This window comes from Verrucomicrobiota bacterium (genome assembly GCA_016200005.1).
GTDB lineage: Bacteria > Verrucomicrobiota > Verrucomicrobiia > Limisphaerales > PALSA-1396 > PALSA-1396.
Window position 1 is genome coordinate 1 of sequence record JACQFP010000064.1, and the last position, 21,493, is coordinate 21,493.

Annotated in this window: 10 protein-coding genes; 3 read left to right on the top strand and 7 right to left on the bottom strand. The window is 60.0% G+C overall.

Features of this window, described 5'->3' with window-relative positions:
• Nucleotides 1-392 precede the first annotated feature (392 nt).
• From HY298_21480 to HY298_21490, 3 genes are all read left to right on the top strand, one after another.
• On the top strand, nucleotides 393-1,361 hold the full coding sequence (locus HY298_21480; protein MBI3852835.1) for a PQQ-dependent sugar dehydrogenase: 969 nt from the start codon (nucleotides 393-395) through the stop codon (nucleotides 1,359-1,361).
• A 256-nt stretch (nucleotides 1,362-1,617) separates the two neighbouring features.
• A complete protein-coding gene (locus HY298_21485; GenBank protein ID MBI3852836.1) occupies nucleotides 1,618-3,927 on the top strand; it encodes a hypothetical protein in 2,310 nt (769 codons plus the stop codon).
• 206 nt (nucleotides 3,928-4,133) lie between these two features.
• Nucleotides 4,134-5,612 carry an L-fucose/L-arabinose isomerase family protein gene (locus tag HY298_21490; GenBank protein MBI3852837.1) on the top strand — a complete coding sequence of 493 codons (1,479 nt, stop codon included), beginning with the start codon at nucleotides 4,134-4,136 and terminating at the stop codon, nucleotides 5,610-5,612.
• A gap of 61 nt (nucleotides 5,613-5,673) precedes the next feature.
• On the opposite strand, the gene HY298_21495 is transcribed toward HY298_21490, so the two are convergent.
• The 7 genes from HY298_21495 to HY298_21525 form a co-directional block, all read right to left on the bottom strand.
• Nucleotides 5,674-8,709: a glycosyl hydrolase gene (locus tag HY298_21495; protein MBI3852838.1), complete on the bottom strand. Its 3,036-nt coding sequence runs from the start codon at nucleotides 8,707-8,709 to the stop codon at nucleotides 5,674-5,676.
• A 99-nt stretch (nucleotides 8,710-8,808) separates the two neighbouring features.
• Entirely contained in the window at nucleotides 8,809-9,978 is a 1,170-nt protein-coding gene (locus tag HY298_21500) for a hypothetical protein (protein ID MBI3852839.1), read from the bottom strand.
• A 13-nt stretch (nucleotides 9,979-9,991) separates the two neighbouring features.
• Nucleotides 9,992-10,984 carry a hypothetical protein gene (locus tag HY298_21505; GenBank protein MBI3852840.1) on the bottom strand — a complete coding sequence of 331 codons (993 nt, stop codon included), beginning with the start codon at nucleotides 10,982-10,984 and terminating at the stop codon, nucleotides 9,992-9,994.
• Between the two features lie 54 nt (nucleotides 10,985-11,038).
• Nucleotides 11,039-14,995: a hypothetical protein gene (locus HY298_21510; protein ID MBI3852841.1), complete on the bottom strand. Its 3,957-nt coding sequence runs from the start codon at nucleotides 14,993-14,995 to the stop codon at nucleotides 11,039-11,041.
• Nucleotides 14,995-18,582: a hypothetical protein gene (locus HY298_21515; GenBank protein ID MBI3852842.1), complete on the bottom strand. Its 3,588-nt coding sequence runs from the start codon at nucleotides 18,580-18,582 to the stop codon at nucleotides 14,995-14,997. Before HY298_21515 ends, HY298_21510 begins: the two co-directional genes overlap by 1 nt.
• Before the next feature lie 21 nt (nucleotides 18,583-18,603).
• Entirely contained in the window at nucleotides 18,604-20,937 is a 2,334-nt protein-coding gene (locus HY298_21520) for a PPC domain-containing protein (protein ID MBI3852843.1), read from the bottom strand.
• A gap of 57 nt (nucleotides 20,938-20,994) precedes the next feature.
• Nucleotides 20,995-21,411 carry a hypothetical protein gene (locus tag HY298_21525; protein ID MBI3852844.1) on the bottom strand — a complete coding sequence of 139 codons (417 nt, stop codon included), beginning with the start codon at nucleotides 21,409-21,411 and terminating at the stop codon, nucleotides 20,995-20,997.
• Between the last annotated feature and the right edge of the window lie 82 nt (nucleotides 21,412-21,493).

Genomic DNA, 21,493 nt, shown 5'->3' on the forward strand with positions numbered 1-21,493 from the left:
CATGTTTCCGTTTCGGTTTTGGACCGCCAGGGGCAGGCCCTGGCTCCGGTCGCCCTACGGGCTTCCTTCGCCAGGGCCTGCCCCTCTAACCTGTAGCGTAATTCAATCCGGCTTTGAGGTCACGGACTCAGAAACGGCGCGATAATGTGCTGTAAATGTAGGTTTCTTGACGTCTTTTGTCGCTTTCGTGGTCGGTTAAATTCCCCGCGTTCGGCTTTGATTATTCACGCAAAAATGATATACATCGTGGTGCGCGAGGGCGCAGAAGATTTATGTGTTTGTTCTGTTGCGGCGAGGGTTTTACAAACGGGAGCGAAGGTTATCTCAGATTGTGCGCAAGCAACTCGGCTCGCCTTTGCCACCATAAATTATGGCGGTCGATCAGACAGACTTTGGTCCTCCTTCTGAAATTTGCTTTTTGCCCACCAGCTCTTATCGAGTCAGGGAGGTTTGGCATGATGACTGAAACGCTTCGGTTGCTCCAGGCGACGACTCGATTCAAGAGAGCACAGTCGATCCTGGTCTCTTTGGTTTGTTTCGGCGTTTTAAGTTCAGTTCGAGTCTATGCGACGACACTTCCCGCCGACTTTGTAGAACAGACGATCGGCGGCACCTGGAACGAAGCGGTGGGACTAACCGTTGCGCCGGATGGGCGGATGTTCGTTTGGGAACGGGCTGGTCGAGTCTGGATCGTGGAAAATGGCACCAACAAACTTGCGCAACCGCTAATCGACATCAACGACGAGGTCGCCGGTTATCGTGATTTCGGTCTGCTCGGGTTTGCGCTTGATCCGAATTTTCACACCAACGGTTATATCTACCTGATGTACGTGGTGGACCACTACCATTTGGTCAATTCCGGTTTGCCCGGATACAACGCCAGTTCGAACGACTACTACCGGGCCACCATTGGACGAATCACCCGCTACACCGCCAATGCAGCGGACGGCTTTCACACCGTCAATACCAACAGCCGTTTGATTCTGCTTGGAGAAAGGATCAGCAACGCTATTCCCATTCTGCACGAATCCCATGGTGTTGTCTCCCTGGTCTTTGGTGCCGACCGCACGCTGCTGGCCTCTTGCTGCGGGCCGACTCGTGGCAGGCGAGGCAGCTTGCCTGGACTGGGCGAAAACCGAGATGGTGCATCCAACGAGCAACAAGCCAGTCAGGGTTGTGGATTTCATGTGATCGGCGGATACCATTTCCAAACCATAATCGCAACGATCACGTCAAGGCCGGAGCTCGCTCCCCGCCTTCTATGCACGGGTAGTCACCACGGATTCACAATCGCGCATCGGCACCATGAACCGGATCTTCCCAAACTTTGTCGCATATGCGACAAAGTTTGGAAGACGTGACCACCGCGCAGCCTTGGAAATCCGACCGCGGAATCGTCGGACGCGTCAGGTTACGATCTTCTGACTCTGGCAAAACGGTTCGTCCCGGAAATGATCACATCCGTCGGAGGGACGGTTACTTCGGGATTGGACGCGTTGGTGCTGAGGAGGCTGAACCGATTGGTCGTTGCTAAATCATCAAGCCGCTGTCGGGTTTCGCTATTGGCGCCGCGAACGCCTTTGTTACATTGACCGTACGAACCTGGATCAAACTGAAATGAAACCCTGTTCATTTTTTCCAGCGCGGGATGTTTTCCTGAAATTCCTGCTCACTTTGGCAGTTATCCATCCGGCTTCGGCGGCTGACCCTCAAATCAAGCCCGTGCCGGCACGAGTGAGCGCCAAAGCGGAGGGCGACGACTTGGTGCTCACCTGGCAGGGCGATGAAACGATTGAGGTGGCGGTCTCCAAAAGTCGCGGATTGTTTCAAGTCCCGATGCGTATCAAGGTGAACAATCGCGAGGTCAGTCTGGGCGGGTTCTATGTTCACATCAATAACCGCACCAACGGATTTGTCGTCGAAAGCACGCGCGCAAGTCTGAACGACAATCGCATTGAAGTGGCGCAAGTGCTGCGGCATCCCACATTGACGGAGCCGACGAAAATAAACTTTGCGCTCTGGATGGAACCGCCGGACCGCGGCGTGAGAGTGCAGGTCGCGGTTGAAGGAAAGGGGCAGCACCTCGACCGATTGGGTCTGGGCGACCATCAAGGCGGCGGCCTCGAAGCCGAGCGGATGTTCTTTGGTCGGATGTACGTGTTGGATCAGCCGCAGGCTTTTGAACACGAGCACAATTACAACACCTGTCGATTCTGGTGCTGGACGATGGCCAACGGTCTGACTGAGTTGCAGGCGACCGGCGGGCCGGCCAAAGGCTTCAGGTTCGATCCGGCGTTGGGCCGTTACGATTTGTACAACTATTGCGAATCGCCGATCCAGTATCTGTTTTTCTTTACCGGCAAAGGTCCGAACGAAGCGATCGCCGAGTATCGGAAGACGATTCAGATCCCGGCGCCGTCAACGCTTTCACAATTGCCCGGGCGGGTCGGCATGATGACGGCGTATCCCATCGCCGAGCGCTATGAGGATTTCCTAGAGCAATGGACAGGTCGCGGCGCGCGGGATTTCGTCTGGCTCTCTTACTTTCCAACTCCGGGGGACCGGCAAAAGGTAGCGCCCTACGGTGCGCTCTACGCCACGTATGATCTTTATCTGGATTACTTTGCCGAGGGACCGCGCAAGGCGGCAGACTGGTCGGAGGACAAAGTTCAGTTTCGTGGCAACGGCAAGCGGGTGCGTGGGTATTGGGGTTCGTCGTGGCTGCGGCCGGAGTTGTATGTGATGGAAGCCACGCAGCGCGTGATGGGAGTGTTCGGTCACGAGTTCAACGACGACCAAGGCAAGCCGGGTTTCACATCGAGCAAGGCCACGCGGTACTCCAATCTGGCCATCACGCGGGCCGAGGTTGGACCGAACGCGCTGTATCTTGACGTGCATGCGTCCAAAGCGCCCCATCACTATTTCGATTCGAAAGGCGGCCACCACGGCGCGTGGGAACACCTGCGCGGCGAAAAGGCGTTGTTCGATTTTGCGCGCTCTTTCCTCGGAAACGTGCCGATCTGGTCGGAAGGCGGCGGCGAGGATTACGTCGGGCTGATGGATGGCGGTTGGTTCATGGATTACCGGCCACCGGAGGAACTGGGCATCAAATCCGCCAAGTGGCAGTACTTTCCGTTCATCGACCTGGTGCATCGGGAGCGGTTGTTGAACATGAGCATTTACTATCCGCCGGACCACTACGACACCAACATGGTGAATCTCGCGCTCCTGTTTGGCCGGCCGCAAGCCGTGTCGCTGTACTACGGCACCCGGCAGGACGACGTGGGTGGGCGCTTGCAGGTTTATTACATGACCAAAGCGTTTCATCAGATGCTGGGGTTGAGCCGGATGGAGCGAATCGATTTTCAGGACAACGACATCAACCGCTGCATTGTTTCGTATTCCAACGGCGCGCGCGCCTGGATCAACCGGAGCGGCGATGACTGGACAGTGGACGATTTCCAGCTTCCACCACTCGGGTATCTGGTGCGGGGACCGGGCGGCTTCCTGGAATATCGGGCGCGCAGGAACGGACAAATCGCGGACCACGTCCATTGCGACGAGTATGACTACTTCGCCTGTCCGAGGCCGATGGACTTTGGGCCGCTCATCATCGATGGCGCGGTAGCCGTTACCCGGGAGGGCGAGGATCGAGTCATCGTTTACGAAATTCTCAAACCGAATGGCATCACGCTCAGACTGGGTGAGTTGCCCGGCACCGACCGCGACCAGCGGGCGCTCCAAGCCAGGGCCGTGCTGACGCGCGACCGCCGTGTTGACCTGACCTTTCCGGAGTTCCGACAGCCCGCCGATCCCACCGACCAGCGCAAGCCCGGAAACCTGGTTCAACTTCGGCCCGTTGAGATGCGCGACGCGCTGCGTTACGAAATCCTTTTGACTCCGCGCAACATTTCCAAGCCGAAGTGAGGTGTCGGCTCCAGACCACAGGGGGAAGGCCGCCATTTGAGAGGCTTAAGAACGTTTTCAAGTTCTCCTTCCCGTCCAGAACAAATTCGCCGAAACCATTTTGTGAAAATCCGACACAGCTTGGCCGGATTTCACGCTGCGACCCCTCGTATGAGTTGTGCTTGGCGTGGCTCAGTTAACAGCTACGATTGGTTCCGTTATCGGGCATGAAACTTCAAACGCACCACGGCAAAGTCGGTTTGTTCGGTATCGGCCTCGCCGCGTACTGGCCGCAGTTCAACGGGCTTAAGCAACGGCTCGAGGGCTACCAGAAAACCGTCGTGCAGCGGCTCGGCGAATTCTGTGAAGTGGTGGATGCGGGGCTCGTCGATACGGCACCCAAAGCAGCGGCTGCGGGTGAACGGTTCGCGCGGGAATCCGTTGAACTCGTTGTTTGCTACGTCGCGACTTATGCGACCAGCAGCCAGGTTTTGCCCGCGGTGCAGAAAGCTCATGTGCCGGTGCTGATCCTGAACCTGCAGCCGGTCAGCGCGCTCAATTACGCGAAGACCGACACGGGCGAATGGCTGGCGAACTGTTGCGCGTGTTGCGTGCCGGAAATCTCCTGCGCGATTGCCCGCAGCAGGATTGATTTCCACGTCGTCACGGGTGTGTTGGGCATCGCGCGCTGCAAATTCGGTGAAGCGCCGCCGGACCATCCCGATTCACAACGCGCCTGGCAGGAGATCCAGGATTGGCTGCGCGCGGCGTCCGTCGTCAGCCGGCTCAAGCGCAGCCGCATCGGCTTTCTCGGTCACACTTATCCCGGTATGTTGGACATGTATTCCGACTTCACCCAACACACCGCGCAACTGGGGACACACGTCGAAGTGTTGGAGATGTGCGACCTGGCGAAGCGCCTGCCCGATGAAAAATCACCCGAAATCAAAGCCAAGCAACGCGAGGCGAAAAAGATTTTCGAGATCAGCCGGGACAGTCCTTCCGATCCGCTGGCGCGCGCGCCGGCACCGGAGCAACTGAACTGGGCAAGTCGCGTCGCCGTGGCGCTCGACCGGCTCGTGGAGGATTTCGATCTGCACGGCCTCGCCTACTATTATCGCGGTCTCGACGGTGACGAATACGAACGGCTCGCGGCGGGAATGATTCTGGGTTGCTCGCTGCTGACGGCGCGCGGCATCCCATGCAGCGGCGAGGGCGATTTGAAGAACTGTCAGGCGATGAAAATCATGGACCTGCTCGGTTGCGGCGGCAGCTACACCGAGTTTTACGCGATGGATTTCGATGAGGATTTTCTGCTCATGGGCCACGACGGACCGTTTCACCTCCACATCGCCGAAGGGAAACCGATCCTGCGCGGCCTCGGTCTTTATCATGGCAAACGCGGCTTCGGCGTCAGCGTCGAGGCGCGGGTGAAGCTCGGACCGGTCACGCTCTTGGCGCTGACGCAAACCGCCGATGGCCGCTTGAAAATGCTCGCCGCCGAGGGCGAAAGCATTCCCGGCCCGACATTGCAGATTGGAAACACCAACAGCCGGATCAAATTCGCCGGCGGCTTGACGAACTTCGTGAATCGTTGGTGTCTGGAAGGACCCACGCATCATTGCGCGCTGGGTGTGGGTCGGGTGATGCCGGTCATTCGGATCATCGCTTTTCTGCTTAAAATTCCCTACGTGGAGGTGCAGTAAAGCCCAACCTCTCCCGCGGCGTTGTGCTCCACGCGCCCGGCGCGTTGGCCTCAGGAAGCATTTACATTCCGTTAACGATGGTCACCGGACCCAGCAGACCGGACTCCAGTAGCGGCGTATCCTTGGCGAATGGATTCCAAGTCGTCCATGCCACACGCTGTTCCTTTGGCAGAGCCGCGTCGCCGATCAAGCGGTTCGGCCAAAGATTCGCAACCGTGATTTCGAGCTGATTCTCGCCGGACTTCAACGACCCATTGATATTCACGCGGAACGGCGACTTCCAGACCGTGCCTGCGTCTTTGCCGTTGATTTTCACCCGTGCCATGACCTCGACGTGGCCAAGATCCAGGAAAAGTTGAGGGTTGAGTGTTGAAGGTTGAGAGTTCTCCGGCTTCCAGTTGAACGCGTTGCGGTAGGTTGCCATGCCGCTGAAATACTTCACGCCCGGGTCGGCGTGCTTCGACCAATCCGCCAGCGTCTCGAAACTGGGCTGCTCCGGCGCGCCACGGCCCGGTTGGAAACGAACCTCCCACGGACCCTTGATTTCTTGGACCGGTGCAAACTCGTCCCAATTGCGGCCGGACGCTTTCGCCGATGACGCATTTGCAGAGTGACGGAACACGACAAACACCGAATCGTGCGCTTCGAGTTTCAGCGGCACGAACGTGCGTCCATCACGCTCCTGCCAGACTTGCGCCCGGCGGATTTCTCGCGTGAGCGGATTCCACAGCTCGGGTGCTTTTCCCGAAACGCGGAATGCCGCTGTCGTGATGCAAGTCTCGGCACTGCGGTTTGCCAGAAAGTAGATTTCGGTGTTGCCGTCGTGCCGATGTGTGTACCGCAATGGCCCGTCCGACTCGAAATCCGGCGGCAAGCCGTCCGCGCGTAACATTACCGCCAACGCGGCGTAGTCGGGATAAATCTCGAATGCCGCATCCGCCGGCAATTCAGTCGTCCCGCCGTGGTTCGTGAGTGCAGTGCTCCAAACGATCCGACCTTTGCCAAGGCGGCGCTGCCGGTTGGGAGTTCCGCCTTCAGGCGGTTGGGACGCCCGACCGGCTAAAGCCGGGACTCCAAACGCACCCCAGATCTCACGGGCAAGATTTTGCACCTCCGCATCACACTGTGGATAGTTCGCCAGGCTCGGTGATTTGCGCGGTGGCGTGCCTGCGATCGTGGCCCCAGCTTGCGCGAGTTCCTTCACCTTGCGCAACAATCCGGGCGTCATCGTGTCCACGTTCGGCAAGGCGAGCAGTCGGTAGCTTGTGCCTCCGGGAAAAACGATCCTGCCCCGTTTCACCGTGGCGCGCGCCCGCAGCGTCTCCGGCGAACAGGCGTCGAAGTTGTATTCCAAATGATCCGGCGGATTACCGCGCAGGGCGGACTGCGGCGGCCGAAAGACCTGCGGCGCGCCCTCGGCCGTGAGGTAGAGAATGTCCGCCACAGCCACACCTTGTCGCAGCATGAACTGGCAGCGCGCGAGGTACTCATGAAAGTTCGTCACCATGGCCCACCAGGTCTGTGTGCGCTCCCAATGGACGCCGTACGGCCCCATGGTCATTCCCGGCGCGCGGTTGAGCCACGGTTGATGCGCGTAACGATGGAAGACGATGCGGTTCACGCCAGAGCAAAACGCCCAATCGCCGAGCGCTTTCAAACTGCCCGGATGAAATTGCCAGCGCTCCTTGTCATCGGAAGTGAAGGACTCCGCCGCCACGATGGGTTTCCCGCCGGTGTGGGCGATGGAGGCCGCTTCGAAGCAACTGTACCAAGACTCGAAGCAGTTCGCCCAGAATTCGCACATCGGCACGTCGGCCACCGCGCCGAGGTTCAAATCCGCGGTCGGATTCATGTCGTAAGGCTCGATGGAAAGTCCCATGCCGTGACGGTGCGCAAGTTCCTTCAGATGTTGCGCGTGATTTTCGATGACGAGTTCCTGCGCGGTCTGGCGCACGTCCCAGAGGAAACGCTCCGAAACTTCACTGCAGTCCACGATGCGGCCCGTGAAGGCGGGGAGGTAGCGGAGTGGATCGTACCTGCGGCGGCGGCGGAATTCTTCGCGGAAGTTTGCGGTCCAGTTCTGCGCGCCCATTTCCCAACTGTCAATGTGCAGCGAAGTCAAACCCACATCGCGGCGTTTGTCCGGGCCAAGTTCGCGCAGCAATGCGCCAACAAAATGCTCGTAGTGGGAGTCCAGCGCAGCCTTGTCGAATTTGTCGCATTCAAGCCCGAGGCCGGGCGTCGGCGCAGGCCGCGTGTTCGCGCCGGTGCTGGTACGACCGAATCGCATCACAGTCCAGTTGCCTGACGGCGCGTTCCACGTCAGTCGGCCCTCGGAGTCGAGGCGGTCGGTAAGATCGAGAATTCCGCCGGAAGCGATGGTTGCGCCCCTGGGCGACGCGGGAAATTCCGCTGGCGCGGGAATAAACGGTTTAACGCCAGGCATGGAGGAAAACGGATCGCGCACATAAAGCGCCTTGTGGTCAATGTCGGCAATGCGTTCGTCGCCAACCGGAGTCGGAAGCGCGAGTACGGCAACATCGCGGTAAAACTCATTTTGCGCCTTGAGCAATTCCGTCGGCAGGCCACCCGTGCCGAAGTACGGCTTGCGCGGAATTGGGCGCGGCAGCAAGGCGTTGAAGTTGGTTGGGCCGCTGACCTCAACCGCACTGGCGACGAGGTGTTGCATGGATTGCTCGGGCTTGACCCACGGCCCGCCGCTGCCGGTCCAACCGGGCCCGGCATTGAGGGTGATTTGCAGCCCGAGCCGCTCCGCCTCCGCGACGACGTGTTTGAAAAGTTGCCGCCACTCGGCACTCATGAACTTCACCGGGCCTTTGGGAATCCCCACGTCCACCTCCATGATGATGACGCCGCCAATGCCCGCGCGCTGCATCGCTTCGAGATCGGCGGTGAGTCCTCCGCGGCTGAGGTTGCCGTCCATCCACATCCAATAGACCCACGGACGAGCGGCGGCAGGCGGCGGTGCCGCAAAGCTGGCGGCCAAATCGCCGCCATTCGCCGCCGTGACCTGAGCGGCGGCCAACGCCACCCACAATCCAGCCGCAAGGAGCAGGAGTTTCACGAACTTGTTCATAGATCGTCGTTCTTTGTAAGCCGGTTCAACCCAGAGCGCGAAGCGTCTGGTCCGGACTGTGCGCAGTTGTTTTCATTCTCGCAAGCTTCACACGACGGATCAGGAGTAGAAGCCGCACTTGTAGGCTGTGTCGAACATCGTCAAAATGTTTTCCGGCGGCACCTCACCTTGGATGTTATGCACGTTGTTGAAAACGTAGCCGCCGCCCGGCATCAAGGCGCCAACGTTCTGCCGCACGCTCGCCGCCACTTCCGCCGGTGTGCCGCGCGACAACACATGTTGGGCGTCGCAACCACCGCCCCAAAACGCCAGTTCGCGTCCAAAACGGCGCTTAAGTTCGGCGGGATTCATGTTCTTCGCGCTGGTTTGCACCGGGTTCAAAATATGAATGCCGTTGTCGAGCAGGTCGGGGATGAAATCACTGCACGCGCCGCAGGTGTGATACCAGATGCGGGCGTTCGTGCGGGAGCGGAGGTATTGGACGAGACGTTTGTGCCGCGGCTTGACGATGCGCCGGTATAGCTCCGGGTTGAACAGCGGGCCGTTCTGCCCGGCGATGTCGTCCCCGATCATGATCACTTCCACCACGTCGCCGACTTCATCGAGGAAGAGGCGAAACCAGTCGAGCCAGAATTTCAGCGTCTGTTCCAGCATCGCTTCGCAAAACTCCGGCTGGGTCATCAGATCGCAAAACCATTGCTCCAACCCGCGCATGTACCAGCAGATTTCATAGACCACGCCCGAGATGCCGCTAACGACGGCGTAAGGCGTCTCCTGCTTCAACTGCTGCGCCCGCTCACGCAAGCCGGTGAAGCGCGAGGGATCGTCGCCCTTGGGCCAGGGAAAATCGTTCACGTCGGCAAGCGTGGCGCTGGCTAGTGGATGCAACGAGATGTCCATGTAGTACGGCGTGTCATCGGGCATGGACCAGCGGATGCCGAACTCGTCGGTGAGGTCGTGCCAAAGCTTGCCGTCGCGCTGGGTTTGGACGATGCCGCCTTTCCAGCTCGCCGCCGCGCCGGCGCGAACATAGCGCGTGTCCACGCGCAACCGCTCGAGCACCGCCTCGCAAGGCACGGCCAGTTGTTGCACGGCGTCCAGGATGCGCACTTCGTCCGAAACGCCGAGGTGGGCGATCAGATTGCGATAAGCGTTCTTGTGGATGCCGGTCTGGTTGCCGCCCAGATCAATCGGCACGCGGTCCGGCGTTTCGTGCTGCAACGCCGTGAGCAGACGCTCGCGCGAAGTCATGGTTTCTCGTCTGGCCATCGTCGAATCCCTTTCAGCCTCCCGAGGTGTACTCGTTCAGCAACCGCAGGTAAACCAGGTATTGTTCGAGCGACACACCCGGCGGCGTCTGATGATCCACGCTCGGAATAAACCCGCCGGTCTTCATCAACGGCACGAGGCGCTCGAACTCGGCGCGCATCGCCGCCTCGCCGCGGTTCATCGTCATCTTGTCAAAATGCCCGACCATCAGCAGCCGCGGAAATTGCCGGCGCAGCTTCAAGCCGTCCACGCACGCCTGTCTTTCCAGTGGCAGCACGCCTTGCACGCCGAGTTCCTCAAGCCACGGCACGAGGAGCGTCACGTCGCCGTCCGTGTCCATGAACAGCGGGACGTTGTGCTCCTGGAGCCGCGGCAAAAGCTGGCGGTAGTACGGCGCGACGAACTCGTCGAACGTCCGCTTCGCGATCATCGGGCCGTGGTTGTAACTCATGTCCTCGGCAATGGTCATGAACGTCGGCACGCAGACGCGGAAGATTTGATCGAGCAGACGGAAATTGAACTCGAGCAGGTCGCGGTTGATTTGGTGCAGCAGTTCCGGCTGGTCGGCGAAGGCGAACATGAGCTTCTCGAAACCCATCAACGTCCGCGGAAACCAGAAGAAGCCCTCAACCGTCGCCCAAACCACCGCGTCGCCGCGCCGCTGGCGCTCGGCCCACGCCGCCATGCTCTCGATGGCGCGACTGTGATCCGGAAATAATTGCGGTCGGACGCGGATGTAATCGTCCAGGTTGCCGACGATGCCTTCGACGTGATGCTGCGTCGCCTCGATGGTTGGGTCGGTGGTGCTGAACCAGAACTGCTGGTAGGGATCGAGGCCGAAGTGGGCTGCAATCTCGAAGACCTGACTGAACTTCATTTCGCGCGGCAATCCTTCGTTGTGCCAGCGGGCGATGGTTTCGTCCCACCACATGGCCCATTCCCATCGCGGCAACCGGTCCAACGGCTGGAAATTCATCACCGCGCGAAAGCGCTCGACGTGATTCATGGTTTCACTCATCGGCAAATCCAACTGCCCTCACCTGCACCAGCTCGTGCAAACTCACAACCGTTTCTCGGCAACCGAAATCAGCCGCACCGGACCGAGCAGGCCGGATTCCTGGAGCGGCGAATCCTTCTTCCACAGCCGCCAGCTTGTAAAGCTGTGGCGACCCGTCGGGCTGGGCTTGTCTTTTTGCAACCATCGCGGCCACGACTTGAGCGTGCCATCCGGGTTGCGGTCGCTGTCCTCGGGCAATTGTTCGTCGCCGATCTGGCGGTTCACCCAGAGGTTGACGATTTTCATTTCGAGCACATTATCGCCCGGCTTTAAGGCATCGGTCACCTCCACGCGGAATGGCGGCTTCCAGAGGAGGCCGAGGTTCTTGCCATTCAGCCTCACTTCGGCAATCACTTCGACCCGGCCAAGGTCCAGGAAGAGTTGAGCGTTGAGAGTTGAAGGTTGAGAGTTCTCCGCTTTCCAAGAAAACGTCTTGCGGTAGGTCGCGTGGCCAGAAAAGTACTTTACGCCGGGATCATTTTGTTCGCTCCAGGAAGTCAACCTGTCGAACGTGACCCGTTCGGGCGCGCCGCGATTCGGCTCGAACTGCACTTCCCACGGGCCGGCGATTTCGACCGGCGGCGGCAACGCCGGAATCTCAATGGTTTGAACCTTGCCCGCTGCCGTCCGCAAGTCGTAGCGGCCCGGCTGCCAAGCGCGAAGCGTGACGGCCTGTCCGCGAGCGGCGATCAACTCCGCCGGCGGCGGTTCGGTTAATGAGGCGCTGGCAGTCGGCAACAAACTCAGACCGTTGCGTTCCAGCGCCACGATTTGTTTTGCATCCGCCTTGCTCGAGTTCCGAAACACGACGAACACCGAGCCAGCCGGCTCAAGCCACAATGGCAGAATTGTCCGCCCATCGCGCTCCTCGTAAATCAACTGCCGCCGGATTTTGCCCGTGAGCGGATCCCACAACTCCGGCGCCTTGCCGGTCACGCGAAACGCGCAGGTCGCGCCACACCAATCGTTCGAGCGATTCGAGACGAAGTAAATGTCCGTGCCGCCCGCTCGCCGATGGATGTAACGAAAGGTTGGATCCGCTTCAAAGTCCGGCGGCACGCCCATTTGCGCGAGCACGTTCGTGATGGCGCCGAAGTCCGGGAACACGTAAGCCGGAGGACGGGTTTGCTCCGGCACCGGAAACGGCTCCAAGCCAAGCGAACCAACTTCCATCGCCGCGCTCCAACCGGAAGATGCCGCATCGCCGCGCCATTGCTCCGGCGCGGTGACGACGCTTTGCCACTGGCTATCCGTGTTCACTTCCAGTGTCCCGCCGTCGCGAAACTGCACAAGCAGCGCGCCGATCAAACTCGCGGGATTCGGTTCGGCGTGCGCGTTGAATCCGGCGACGGCGAGCAGGTTCGTCCCTGGCTTGAGCCAGCGGGTTACATCCAGTCGAAACAATTGGTTGGCGTCCTGGCCGGCCCCGGCCCGCTGACCGTTGACCCACAACTCGAAACCGTTGTCCGCCGTCATGGCCATGCGCGCGGAGGCGACTTCGCGCGCGGCGTCCAACACCAAGAGTCGGCGGAAAAACCGTTTGCCCACGGGAGCGGCCACGGCGGGATTGCCTTCCCGGTGCCAAATCCACTTGGCGTTCTTCACCGGACTGCCTTCGCCCGGCACGAGGAGCGGCGTCTTGAAGGCATCGCTCCAAATGACACGGCCTTTGCCGATGCGGCGCTGGGGGATTGGAGTGTTGGAGTGTTGGAGTGTTGGGTCACGAGTCGTGGCTTTGTTTTTTCCATCACTCCAGTTCTCCATCACTCCATCACTCCACAGTTCTTTGGCGAGTTCTTGCACCTCCACATCACACTCCGGATAATTGGCGAGGCCCGGTGATTTCTGCGGCGGCGGACCGATGACCGTCGCTCCGGCTTGAACCAGTTCCTTGACCTTGCGCAGGAGCGTTGGCGTCATCGTTTCGATCTGCGGCAAGACCAACAGCCGATAGCTCATGCCATCGGGCAGCACGAGCCGGCCGTCCTTGACCTTCATCCGCGTGAGCAGCACCTCCGGCGTGCAGCCGTCGAAGTTGTAGCCGGGACGTTCAGGGAGCATGCTGAGGCGATCCGGCAGTGTGGGAGAGAAACGCATCGGCGAGCCTTCTGGTTCGAGAAAACAAATGTCTGCGACGAACAATCCTTGCCGCAGCATGAACTGGCAGCGGGCCAGATACTCATGCCACGCGACGGATTGCTCCCACCAGGTTTGCGTCCGCTCGTAGTGCAGCCCCCAGGGTCCCATGGACATGCCGGGCGCGCGCTCGGGCTGCGTCCACGGTTGCAGCGCGTAACGGTGGAACACGAAGCGGTTGATGCCTTCGCAAAACGCCCAGTCGCCCAACGCCTTGATCGAGGCTGGGTGATGCAGCCACTTCTCGCCATCGGTCGCCGTGAACGCCTCCGCGCCGAGAACGCTCTTGCCATAGACGTGCGCTGCCGACGCCATTTCCGTGCAACTGTAGCCGGTGTTGAAACCCCACGACCAGAACTCCGCCATCGGCTCGTCGGCCTGGCCGGCGTAGGTCATGTCATCGCACGGATTGCCGTCGTAAGCTTCGATGGAAAGCCGCAGGCCGTTCTGATGCGCGAGTTCTCGGAAACGCCCGGCGTAATTTGCGATCAACAAATCGGAAACCGTCCGGCGCACATCCCAAAGGAAACGCTCCGAAACTTCGACACTCTCGACGACGCGCCCAGTCATCACGGGAAGGAACGGCAACAGATCGTAGCCCCGCAACCGCTGGAATTCCTCGCGAAACTTCGGCGTCCAGTTTTGCGAACCAGTTTCCCAACTGTCAATGTGCGTCGCCACGAGCGTCTTGCCCGCGAGCGGCTTCGAATCGGCGATGAGCCTGCCCATCAAGCCGGCGAACATCGCGTCAGTCGCTGCGCGGCTGAGCTTGTCGGACTCCAGGCCGCGTCCGGCTTCCGGCGCCGGATGATTGTCCTTGCCCGTCAGCGTGTGGCCGAGGCGGAGGATCGTCCATTTGCCTGCCGGCACGTTCCAAGTCAGGCGGCCAGCGGCGTCCATTTGCACGGTCAGATTGACGACGCGATCGCGAGCCACCGTTTGCTCCGTCGGCAAGGCAGGCCAATTCGCTTGCGGCGGAACTTGCCGGGGAACGAACGCAGCCTTGGCGGGCAACCCCTCGACGTGTGCATCACCAGCCGGGGTCGGGAAAGCCATTACGGCGATGTCGCGATAGTAGTCGGCTACCGCGTCCGGTTTGGCCAGCGCCGCTTCGAAGCGGAGCGGGCCGATGATGTTGGTTTCCGTCGAAACGATTTTCTGCATGGCCAGGTCGGGCGTTATCCACGGACCGCCGCTGCCGCACCAGCCAGCGTCGTTGTTCATGTTGACCTCAAGACCAAGCCGGCTGGCCTCGGCGCAAACGTGCTTGAACAGGTCGCGCCATTGCGGGCCACCGAATGCGGCGTCACCCTTCGGAGTCCCTTGGTCCACTTCCATAATGAGCACGCCGCCGATGCCGACACGCTGCATGGCTTCGAGGTCGGCGGTGATGCCGTTGCTGGTGATGTTGCCGTTGAGCCAGAACCAATAAACCCAGGGCCGCGCCGACGCGGGTGGGACGGCGAAATCATTTTCCAATCTTCCGGCGAAGCTTGTGGCCGTTGCCGCGAGCAACACGAGCAGGCAAGCGGGGAAAGACAAAGCGCGCGATGCAGTTCGCACTCTTTTCTTCGGAGGCGAGGGACGCAAGGTGAGACGAGGCACGTCCGCAATTCCTGAGTTGAGACTCGCCGCTACCCCCTCACCCTGACCCTCTCCCCCTCGGCGAGGGAGAGGGGAAAGCAAACTGCGACTCGCGAAATTTTCAAGCGCGCTCGCCACACCGACAGACTGCCGACGATTCTCCCTCTCCCCTTTAGAAGGGGAGAGGGCCGCGGTGAGGGGACAACCGGCTGCGATGCGTGCGCGGATGGGTGTTTTCATCACTTCAAAACGGCCGTTGGCACTGCGACCAATCGCACCGGCCCAATCAAGCCGGATTCAAGCAGCGCATCATTCTTCTTCCACAACCGCCACATTGCAAATGTGAAACGTCCGGCCGGGCTGGGCTTGCCTTGCTCCAGCCAATCCGGCCATTTCTTCAACGTGCCGTCCGGATTGCGCTCGCTGTCCTCCGGCAATTGCTCGTCGCCGATCAGGCGGTTGGGCCAGAGGTTGACGACGCGCACTTCCAGTTTGTTCGCGCCGGCTTTCGCGGCGTCGGTGATGTTCACGACGAACGGCGGCTTCCAGAGCGTGCCAAGGTTCCTACCGTTCAATTTCACTTCCGCCATAATCGCCACCCTGCCTAAATCGAGAGAAAGCTCTTTTCCCTTGCCGAGCATTTCGCTGGGCACGATGAGCGTTTTCGAGTAGATCGCTTCGCCGGAGAAATATTTCACGCCCAGCTCGCTGTGCTCGCTCCAGGAAATGAGTTTGTCGAAAAAAACTTGAGCGGGCGCGCCCCAGCCCGGCGCGAAACGCACCTGCCACGGACCGCTGACATCGACGACGGGCGGGGCGGCTGAGATCGTGACGTGACGTGTTTTTCCCAAGGCACTCACCAGTTCATATTCGCCCGGTTCGCGCGTTTCCAGCCGCACGCCGCCATTGTTTCCACTGCGCACCGCGAGGGTTGATCGCGGCGGAATGATTTCTGGGGCCAGGTTGATCGTGTCCGGGTCGGTGCCGGTAAAATGGCGGCGCTCGCCATTCACCGTGGCGTCCAGTTTGAGCGTTTTCACGACAAGGACGGCCGGGTCGTCGCCTTCGGCCATGCGCGCGACCACGAAGCTGCTCACGCCGGCATCCACGAGGCGCTGCAGCTTTTCCCGTACGTCACGTGTGCGCTGCGGATCATCCAGCACGCCGTAGCGCGCTTTCTCAACTTTCACTTGCACCGCCTCACGCGTCAGATGAATTGTTTCAGGATCGCGCGCCTGAACTGTGTACGGTTTGCCATCGATGGTGTAATCCACAACGAGCGTCTTCTCTACTTTGAACGCAGGGTCGTCGCCCTCCGCCATCGTCGTTACTGGAAAGCTGAATTCACCGGTGTCGGCCTTTCGCTGAACCTTCTGCGTCACGTCGCGGGTGCGCTGCGGATCGTCCGGCACGCCGTAGCGCGCCTTGGTCACGACGATTTTTAATCGCGGCTCGGGCGCGGCGGACAAGACCGCCTTGCCATCGCGCTTCACCAGCACAACCGGATCGCTCTTGCTGGTGCGCTCGCGAAATGCGACGAACACCGAACCGCTGGGCTCGAACGGCACCACCACATGCGTCACGCCGTCCTGCTCCTGCCACATCGCCGCCCGTTCGATGCGTCCACTGTCGGGCCACCACAGTTCCGGTATTTTGCCCGTGACACGAAAACTACAGGTAGTCGTGAATTCGTGCGGCTGCGGGTTCGCGACGAAGTAAATCTCTGCGCTGCCGGTGGTGCGATGGATGAACCGCAATGTTTGGCCGCTGGTGAAATCGGCGGACACGCCGGATTCGGCCAGCACCTTCTCCGGCGAATCGCTAACGATAACACGGTGGAGTGTTGGGGTGTTGGAGTGCTGGAGTGTTGAATCAAGAGGCCGGACGCGTTTCTTCTCATCACTCCACTTCTCCATCACTCCATCACTCCACAACTCCTGCGCAAGCTGCTTCACTTCCTCGTCGCATTGCGGGTATCCGCTCAAGCCCGGCGAGGCAGACGGTTTCGGGCCGAGCACGGTGGCGCCGGCTTGAACGAGTTCCTTCACCTTGCGCAACAACGCTGGCGTCATCGTCTGCGGCCACGGCAAGGCCAGCACGCGGTAGCTCATGCCGTCCGGCAACACGATGCGGCCATCCTTCACCGACATGCGGGTGATGACTTCGTGCGCGGTGCATCCATCCCACGCGTAGCCGCCGCGCTTGTGATCGCCGGGGCCTTGCGGCGGCGCTTCCGGCTGGACGTAGCAGATATCGGCGACGAACAACCCCTGCCGCAACATGAACTGGCAGCGCGCCAGATACTCGTGCCACGCAGGCGTCCATTCCCACCAAGTCTGTGTGCGCTCATAGTGTTGGCCCCACGGACCCATCATCATGCCGGGTCGGCGCTCGGGCGTCCACGGTTGCAGCGCGTAACGATGGAAGACGAAACGATTGATTCCTTCGCAAAACGCGCGGTCGCCGTGCGACTTCAAAGTGGCCGGATGCTCGCGCCATTTTTCCTGATCGGCGGAAGTGGACGACTCTGCGCCGATGATGGTTTTGCCATAGACGTGCCCGGCGGAAGCCATCGCTTTGCAGGTTTCAATCGCGCCGCTTGGCGTCCAGAACTCGCCCATCGGTTCGTCGCATTGCCCGCCATAGGGAATGGCGTCGCAAGGAGCGCCGTAGGCTTCGCAGGTGAAGCGCATTCCCGCCGCGTGCGCCAGCTCGCGGAAGTGGCCTCCGTAATTCTCAATCACCAGTTCCGAAATCGTCTGGCGCAAATCCCAGAGGAAGCGCTCGGAGATTTCCAGACTGCCGATGACACGTCCGGTGAAGACTGGGAGAAACGGGAACAAGTCGTAGCCGCGCCGCCGCTGAAATTCCTCACGCATCTTCGCGGTCCAGTTCTGCGTGCCGTTTTCCCAACTGTCAATGTGCGTGGCAATCAGACCGGGTTTCTGGTTGCCAGTCTTGAGTTTGTTGTCCGCCGCCAGTCTTGCCATCATGCCGGCAAAGTTCGCTTCGATGCCTTCCTTGCGGAGCTTGTCGCATTCGAGACCGCGGCCCGACTTGGGCGCGGGTGAATTCTCGACGCCGGTGCTGGTGTGGCCAAAGCGGATCACAGTCCAATTCCCCGGCGGCACATCCCATACGAGTTTGCCGGAGGCATCCATGCGCGGCGTGAGGTTCGTGAGCGCGTTACGTCCGAGGATCGAGTCCGGAGCGCTGGCGCCTTTGGACGGTTTGTGGCGGCCGCGTTTTTGGAAGGCCGCTTTCCTCTCAATGTCCGGAATGCGGTAATCGCCGACGGTTGGAAACGCCTGCACGGTGATGTCGCGGTAAAAGCCGGCCGTGGCTTCGGGTTGTGCCAGCGTTCCCTCGAAATGCTGCGGGCCAGCAAGGTTCGTCTCGGTCCAGACGACTTCCTGCATGGATTGCTCGGGTTTGATCCACGGACCGCCGCTGCCGTTCCAGCCAGCGTCATCGTTCATGTTCACCTCGAGACCGAGACGGCGCGCCTCATTGTGGACGTGTTTGAACAAGTCGCGCCAGCGCTGGCTCATGAAATCCGCCGGGCCGACGGGCGCGCCCTGGTCCACCTCCATGATGAGCACGCCGCCGATGCCGACGCGCTTCATCGCTTCGAGGTCGGCGGTGATGCCGTTGCTGGTGATATTGCCGTTGAGCCAGAACCAATAGACCCACGGGCGGGCGTCCGGTGGTGGATGATCAAAACCTTTCGCCAATGCGTGGTTCAGGTCACGCGCGTAAATTGAATTCTGAGCGAGACCAATCATCAAAGTGAGAACGGTAAAAACTGCGTAGGTGGATTTTTTCATGAGTGATCTGTTTTTGTTTTGCTATTGTCCGACGATTTCAAAGGGTATCGCGGGCAACGTTCCGATGGCTGCGCGCCTTTGCGGTCCTGGGTTCTTTCCGTTACCCGAACCGGTCAGGTTTTTCCCCGGCACGACATTGATAATCAGGTTGCCCGCCAGCCCCGGTTTGGTTTTCTTTGCGTCGCTTTGCAGCACGATCTCCGCGCCCCCGTTACCCGGCGAGATGTTTTGGATCGTGATTCCTTCCGGCGGCTCGTTCAACTCGAGGTCGAACCGATCGGCCAGCGCGATGGCAGGTGCCGCAATCTGGACGCGGGCCGTTCCGCCGACAGGAATTTTTAATTGTCCCTCATCAAGAATTCTGGCGGTGGCATTGAACGCCCGTCGTCCGGAAACGGCGACCAGCAGTTCTTTCGCAGGAACAAGATGCCGGTAGGCGAACGCTTGCATCATGTCGTCCGCCGGGACCGCGGCGCGAACAATCTCCTCACCGTTGATGATCGCGTGCCCCTCCAAAGCAAGGTTGACTGGCTCAAGCAGCGGTGTGGACGGCGCGGTCAAGGTGACGCGCACTTGATCTTGGTTTGCGGGCACTCGGCCACCGCTCAAGGTGAATCCCGGCGGCGCATTTTTCAATGCGAGCCCAATCTCGTTTGAGAATCCATCCTTCCGGAGCGCACGGACGGTGAGCGGTACGCTCACCCCGGCGCGCGCGTTGATGCTGGACGGCACGACGCGCAATTCGAAATCGGGTCGTGGCGCGCTGAGGCGCAGGCGATAGGCGTATTCCGCGCCGCCGTGATGCTGCGCATCACCAAGGTGAACGTAGTAGCTGCCGTTTGTAGGCAACGTGACGCGGAGATAGGAATCGGCGTGGTGCGTGTTCAACCCTGAGGCGCTGTCGGCGTAGTCATCGTTGGAGGCGAGCAGCCGGCCGGTGGCATCGGTCAGTTTCAACAACGAGTCCAATGGCGAATCGAGTCTGCGTGCATAAACTTCCGCAACGAATTGGTCGCCGGCGCGGCCTTCGAACCGGAACACATCCGTCTCGCCGGACTGATCGATGCGCCCGTTCACAATTACGGGCAGTATGACCGGTTGTGCGGTGCTCGGCGAATTGTTTGTCTCCCGTTGCAGACATTCCGGTAACGTGTCCACGGCAAGAGGCACAGGGTTGGAAATTTGCCGGACCGAAGTTTGTGTAGTTGGCAAGGGGCGCTGGTCATCGCAAACGGAAACCAGTTGTATTCCCGGCACGGTGTTCGTTCGCGTCAGACTGGTTGTCGGCAGATTCCAGCCGCGCAGTTCCACACTGGTTTCGTTGCCGAGTTTGCCGCCCAGGGGAAAGATGCTCGTCACAAATGGCAATTCCCCCAGCATGATGCGATAAACAAAATCTTCGCGACCGCGGTATATGGCGTCCTTGATCTCGATGATGTATTCGCCGTCCTTGGGAATCTTGTAATGCAGAACCGGGTCGGGATGGAAAGAGTAGTCGTCATCATACGCCAGTTCCTTTCCCTTTGCGTCGTAAAGCGCGAGGGTGGCCTGAAACCAGCCGGGCACGGCGTCGGCGAGATAGGGAATCAACTCGCGTGCGCTGACGACCGCCACGAGGTGCTGTCCCCCGCGCGCCGTAAAGCGAAATCGATCCACGGCGCCAGGAGTGATCTGGCCGTTCACAATCGCCGGCAGAGTGATCCGCAATTCGGACCGCGCGGGAGTCTTGATCGGCGTGCGGCCCAATCTTTCCAGAAAACGGTCGAGGTCCGGGTTGGCGGCTTTGGCCGGCGGTGCGGAGAATTCCGTCAGTGAACCGATGCAAAACTTGAGCGGGTTGGAGAGGCCAGCCAATGTTCCGAGCCGGATTTCCCGTTCGCCCGGTTCGGCGTTCGTGGCAAGTATCACGCGTACGATGACGTTTTCTGCAATCGCGGGTGTTCCCTGCCGGTTGGGAGGATTCTTCAGAATTTTTCCGCGGATTTCCGCAATCGCTTTCTCGTCCGCCGATGACCAGACATTTGTAGAAACGCGCGCACTGCCCTGGACACCCTTCCTGTTTTCCTTGAATGCCGCCTGTTTTTTATCCTGCAGCTCTCTCAGCTTATCTCGCAGGCGATTGAAGTCACCTTGAGGCATTGGCTTGGTGAAATCAACGACGCTCGTCTGAACCCCTGTGCCGGAGACAAACACATTGCTGACACCGTCGAGAAATTGTCCACCGAGGGTAACCTGAAATGTCGTCCCTTGCCGGCCCCCCGCGGGATAAACGTAACCGATGTGAGGGGTGAATTGCTGCGCAGCCGCGACCGACGTTAACGCAACGATGATACCGACAATGGCTTTTATTTTCACAATCTGGTCTGCGTTGAATCGGCCTTGTGTTCTTTCGCAATTTTCATCGACTTTGGGTCACGGTTTCTGCAGGCGATAGAAGTGGTTGCCGGTGGGCGGATTGACGATGATCGTCTTGGTTGTGCCGTCGTCCTGAATCCCGCTGGTCACGTTGCTCCAGTTCAGCGAACTGACGCTGTTAATGTTCTGTTGCAGCGTCCAGCCCGGCGAAGGGGAAGGCCAGGAGACGGCCACCGTGTTGGTGGTCGTGCGGAAGATGGACAACAATGGCGCGCCGGGTGTTTGGACCGCGTAGAGCGCCCAGAAACCGCCGGTGACGGAATACTGCCCGTTGGTCATCGGTCCGCCAGCGTCCGGCTGGCCGATGTTTCCGCTCACGGAATAAACGTCGCCCGTGCTCGTGCCGCCACCGCCGTCAATCGTGGACCAATCAATCGAGTATTGCGCGTATGCCGTGGATGCAAACAGAAGCACCAAGCACCAACTTCCAAGCACCAGAGAAACTCCACACTTCAAGCTCCAAGCCCGGGTGCGGATCACACGGCGCAACACAGAT